At 71.3% G+C, this 5413-nt stretch carries 5 protein-coding genes; all 5 read right to left on the reverse strand.

The window, feature by feature from the left end; genetic code table 11:
- A partial coding sequence (gene pgi, locus VE614_RS24100; RefSeq protein ID WP_324940917.1) for a glucose-6-phosphate isomerase occupies positions 1-1046 on the reverse strand: 1046 nt, incomplete at its 3' end.
- 1 nt (position 1047) lies between these two features.
- On the reverse strand, positions 1048-1974 hold the full coding sequence (gene opcA / locus VE614_RS24105) for a glucose-6-phosphate dehydrogenase assembly protein OpcA (protein WP_324940919.1): 927 nt from the start codon (positions 1972-1974) through the stop codon (positions 1048-1050).
- A complete protein-coding gene (zwf, locus tag VE614_RS24110) occupies positions 1971-3605 on the reverse strand; it encodes a glucose-6-phosphate dehydrogenase (RefSeq protein ID WP_324940922.1) in 1635 nt (544 codons plus the stop codon). Before zwf ends, opcA begins: the two co-directional genes overlap by 4 nt.
- Entirely contained in the window at positions 3606-4748 is a 1143-nt protein-coding gene (gene tal, locus VE614_RS24115) for a transaldolase (RefSeq protein ID WP_324940927.1), read from the reverse strand. It lies immediately after the preceding gene.
- A gap of 19 nt (positions 4749-4767) precedes the next feature.
- The coding region (locus tag VE614_RS24120; RefSeq protein ID WP_324940930.1) for a transketolase-like TK C-terminal-containing protein at positions 4768-5413 on the reverse strand (646 nt) is incomplete at its 5' end.

Consider the following 5413-nt stretch of genomic DNA (forward strand, 5'->3'; position numbering starts at 1 on the left):
GTGAACTTGGACAGGTAGTGGCTGTACGGCAGCACGGCGTGCGACTGGGCGTCGTGGAAGTTGTTGTACCAGATGCCCAGCAGGCCCAGCAGCAGCGGGGCGTTGGCCTCGGGGGGCGCGGTGCGGAAGTGCTCGTCGACCGTGTGGAAGCCGTCCAAGAGGTCGCGGAAGTTCGCCGGGCCGATGGCGATCATCAGGGACAGGCCGATCGCCGAGTCGAACGAGTACCGGCCGCCGACCCAGTCCCAGAACTCGAACATGTTGTCCGGGTCGATGCCGAACTCGGTGACCTTCTCGGCGTTCGTCGACAGGGCGACGAAGTGTTTCGCCACCGCCTTCTCGTCGCCGAGCCCGGCCGGGCCGTTCAGCAGCCAGGTGCGGGCCGAGGTCGCGTTGGTGATCGTCTCGATGGTGGTGAAGGTCTTCGACGCGACGATGAACAGCGTCTCCGCCGGGTCCAGGTCGCGCACCGCCTCGTGCAGGTCGGCGCCGTCCACGTTGGAGACGAAGCGGACCGTCAGATCCCGTGCCCCGTACGGCCGCAGCGCGTCGTACGCCATCGCGGGGCCGAGGTCGGAGCCGCCGATGCCGATGTTGACGACGTTCCTGATCCGCTTGCCGGTGTGCCCGGTCCACTCGCCGGAGCGGACCCGGTCGGCGAAGGCGCTCATCCTGTCGAGGACCGCGTGCACGCCGGGCACCACGTTCTCGCCGTCGACCTCGATCACCGCCTCGCGCGGCGCCCGCAGCGCGGTGTGCAGCACGGCCCGCCGCTCGGTGGTGTTGATCTTCTCGCCGCGGAACATGGCGTCCCGAAGCCCGAACACGTCGGTGGCGGCGGCCAGTTCGCGCAGCAGCTCCAGCGTCTCATCGGTGATCAGATGCTTGGAGTAGTCGATGCGCAGATCGCCGACCCGCACCACGTACCGCTGCGCGCGGTCCGGATCGGCGGCGAACAGCTCACGCAGGTGCGCCCGCCATTCGGCGCGGTGGTCCTCCAGGGCCGTCCACTGGGGCCGGCGGGTGAGCCGGGGGGAGTGGGACATCTCAGGCGTTCTCCTTGGTGTCCTTGCCGCGCAGGGCGACGGCGTACATCTCGTCGGCGTCGAGGCGCCGCAGCTCCTCGGCGATGAGTTCGGAGGTGGGGCGCACCTTCAGGGCGAGGGTGCGCGGGGGCTGGCCGGGCAGGGTCAGCGTGGCGAGCGGGCCCTCGGGCCGGTCGATGACGATCTCACCCCGCTCGGTGCCCAGGCGGACGCCGGTGACCACCGGTCCGCCGGTCTCCACCCGCTCGACCTCGACGTTCAGCCGGGCCTCCAGCCAGCGGGCCAGCAGCTCGGCGCTGGGGTTGTCGGCCTCGCTGTCCACGGCCGCCGAGGTGATCGTCAGCCGGGCCTGGTCGAGGGCGGCGGCCAGCATCGACCGCCACGGGGTGAGCCGGGTCCAGGCCAGGTCGGTGTCGCCGGGCGCGTAGGAGCGGGCCCGGGTCTCCAGGGCCCGCAGCGGCGACTCGACGGCGTACATGTCGGTGATCCTGCGCTGCGCCAGCGCGCCCAGCGGGTCCTTGGCGGGCACGTCGGGGGCGTCCACCGGCCACCACACGACGACCGGGGCGTCCGGCAGCAGCAGCGGCAGCACGACCGAGTCGGCGTGGTCGGACACCTCGCCGTAGGTGCGCAGGATGACGGTCTCGCCGGTGCCCGCCTCGGAGCCGACGCGGACCTCGGCGTCCAGCCGGGACCGGGTGCGCTCGCGCGGGGTGCGCGCGTGCCGCCTGATGACGACCAGGGTGCGTGAGGGGTGCTCGTGCGAGGCCTGCTCGGCCGCCTTGAGCGCGTCGTAGGCGTTCTCCTCGTCGGTGACGATCACCATCGTCAGGACCATGCCCACGGCCGGGGTGCCGATGGCGCGGCGGCCCTGCACCAGTGCCTTGTTGATCTTGCTTGCCGTGGTGTCGGTCAGGTCGATCTTCATGGCCTGCGCCAGCTCCGTCCGTCTCGTGCGAGCATCTCGTCGGCTTCCTTCGGTCCCCAGCTGCCCGACGCGTACCGGGCGGGCCTGCCGTGCGTGGCCCAGTACTCCTCGATCGGGTCGAGGATCTTCCAGGACTCTTCCACTTCCTGGTGGCGGGGGAACAGGTTCGCGTCGCCGAGCAGCACGTCCAGGATCAGCCGCTCGTACGCCTCCGGGCTGGACTCGGTGAAGGACTCGCCGTAGGCGAAGTCCATCGTCACGTCCCGGATCTCCATCGAGGTGCCCGGCACCTTCGAGCCGAACCGCACCGTCACGCCCTCGTCCGGCTGGACCCGGATGACGATCGCGTTCGAGCCCAGCTCCTCCGTCGCCGTGGAGTCGAACGGGGAGTGCGGGGCGCGCTGGAAGACCACCGCGATCTCGGTGACCCGGCGGCCCAGGCGCTTGCCGGTGCGCAGGTAGAACGGGACGCCCGCCCAGCGGCGGTTGTCGATGCCCAGCTTGATCGCGGCGTAGGTGTCGGTGGTGGACGCCGGGTCGATGCCGTCCTCCTGGAGGTATCCGCGCACCTGGGCGCCGCCCTGCCAGCCGCCGACGTACTGCCCGCGCACGGTGTGCCGGCCCAGGTCCTCCGGCAGCCGCACCGCCTTCAGCACCTTCAGCTTCTCGGTGAGCAGCGACTCGGCGTCGAAGGCCGCCGGCTCCTCCATGGCGGTGAGCGCCATCAGCTGGAGCAGGTGGTTCTGGATGACGTCCCGGGCCGAGCCGATGCCGTCGTAGTACCCGGCCCGGCCGCCGATGCCGATGTCCTCGGCCATCGTGATCTGCACATGGTCGACGTACGACCGGTTCCAGATCGGTTCGAACATCTGGTTGGCGAAGCGTAGCGCCAGGATGTTCTGGACGGTCTCCTTGCCCAGGTAGTGGTCGATCCGGAAGACCTGGTCCGGCTCGAACACGTCGTGCACGATCGCGTTCAGCTCACAGGCGCTCGCCAGGTCGTGGCCGAACGGCTTCTCGATGACCGCGCGCCGCCAGGAGCCCTCGGGCGCGTCCGCCAGCCCGTGCTTCTTCAGCTGCTGCACGACCTTCGGGAAGAACTTCGGCGGCACGGAGAGGTAGTAGGCGTAGTTGCCGCTGGTGCCGCGCGAGGTGTCCAGCTCCTCCACCGCCGCGCGCAGCTGCTCGAACGCCTCGTCGTCGTCGAAGTCGCCGGGGATGAACCGCATGCCCTCGGCGAGCTGCTGCCAGACCTCCTCGCGGAAGGGGGTGCGGGCGTGCTCCTTGACGGCGTTGTGGACGACCTCGGCGAAGTCCTGGTTCTCCCAGTCCCGGCGGGCGAACCCGACGAGGGAGAAGCCCGGCGGCAGCAGGCCGCGGTTGGCCAGGTCGTAGACGGCCGGCATCAGCTTCTTGCGGGACAGGTCGCCGGTGACACCGAAGATGACGAGCCCGGACGGGCCCGCGATCCGCGGCAGCCGGCGGTCGCGCACATCGCGCAGCGGGTTGGCCCAGCCGGTCGCCGGGACGGTCCGCTCCCCGGCCGCGGGTGTGGTCCGCTCCCCGGCCGCGGGCGTGGTCCGCTCCCCGGCCGCCGGGACGGTCTTCTCGTCGAGCGGGGTCTCGCTCATTTACGCGTCAACTCCCTTGCTCAGCAGGGACTTCGTCACCGCGTCCAGCAGGTCCTGCCAGGCGGTCTCGAACTTGGCGACACCCTCGTCCTCCAGCTGCCGGACGACCTCGTCGTAGGAGATGCCCAGCCGCTCGACGGCGGCCAGGTCGGCGCGGGCCTGGGCGTAGCCGCCGCTGACGGTGTCGCCGGTGATCTCGCCGTGGTCGCGCACGGCGTCCAGGGTGGCCTCGGGCATCGTGTTGACGGTGCCCGGGGCGACCAGCTCGTCCACGTACAGGGTGTCCTTGTACGCCGGGTCCTTCACCCCGGTCGACGCCCACAGCGGGCGCTGCTTGTTGGCCTTGGCCCCGGCCAGGGCCAGCCAGCGGTCGCCGCCGAAGACGTCCTCGTACGCCTCGTAGGCGAGCCGCGCGTTGGCGAGCGCCGCCCGGCCCTTGAGGGCGAGGGCCTCGTCGGTGCCGAGGAGGGTCAGCCGCTTGTCGATCTCGCTGTCGACGCGGGAGACGAAGAAGGAGGCCACCGAGTGGATGGCGCTCAGGTCCAGGCCCGCGGCCTGCGCCCGCTCCAGACCGGCGAGGTAGGCGTCCATGACGGCGCGGTAGCGCTCCAGGGAGAAGATCAGCGTGACGTTGACGCTGATGCCGTCGCCGATGACCTCGGTGATCGCGGGCAGGCCCGCCTCGGTCGCCGGAATCTTGATCATGACGTTGGGGCGGTCGACCAGCCAGGCGAGCTGCCTGGCCTCGGCGATGGTGGCCGCCGTGTCGTGGGCGAGGCGCGGGTCCACCTCGATGGAGACCCGTCCGTCGCGCCCGCCGGTGGCCTTGAACACGGGATACAGCACGTCGGCGGCCGACCGCACGTCGGCGGTCGTGATCATCCGGACGGCCTCGTCCACCGTCACGCCCCGCACGGCGAGGTCGGCCAGCTGCTCCTCGTACCCGGCGCCGGAGCCGATGGCGGCCTGGAAGATGGACGGGTTGGTGGTCACGCCCACCACATGGCTGGTCTCGACGAGTCCGGCGAGGTTGCCGGACGTGATCCGACCGCGGGACAGGTCGTCCAGCCAGATCGACACGCCCTGGTCGGACAGGCGCTTGAGGGCTCCCGCGTTCGCGGTTGCTTCGGTCACTGAGATCATCTTCTTTCTGGCGGTCGGATCAACCGCGCGCGGCGGCCGGGCCGGTGGTCGAATCGATGGCGGCCCGGGCGGCCGCGGCGACGTTGTCGGCGGTGAAGCCATAGGCGGCGAACAGGGTCTTCGCGTCGGCGGAGGCGCCGAAGTGCTCGAGGGAGACGATGCGTCCTGCGTCACCTACGAACCGGTACCACGTCAGACCCACCCCCGCCTCGACAGCGACACGCGCCTTCACGGACGGCGGAAGGACGCTCTCGCGGTACGCGCGCGGCTGCTCCTCGAACCACTCGACGGACGGCATCGACACCACCCGGGCGCCGATCCCCTCGGCCTCCAGGAGGTCGGCCGCGCCCACGGCCAGCTGCACCTCGGAGCCGGTCGCGAGGATCAGCACGTCCGGGGTGCCCGTGGACGCCTCGCGCAGCACATATCCGCCCTTCGCCGCGTCCTCGTCGGGCGCGTACGTCGGTACGCCCTGACGGGTGAGGACGAGGCCGTGAGGGGCCGGCCGGGTGGCGTGGCGGCGCAGGATCTCGCGCCAGGCGATGGCGGTCTCGTTGGCGTCGGCCGGGCGGACGACGTTCAGGCCCGGGATGGCGCGCAGCGCGGCCAGGTGCTCGACCGGCTGGTGGGTCGGGCCGTCCTCGCCGAGGCCGATGGAGTCGTGC

It is taken from the genome of Streptomyces sp. (assembly GCF_035645055.1).
In the GTDB taxonomy this organism is placed as follows: Bacteria; Actinomycetota; Actinomycetes; order Streptomycetales; family Streptomycetaceae; genus Streptomyces.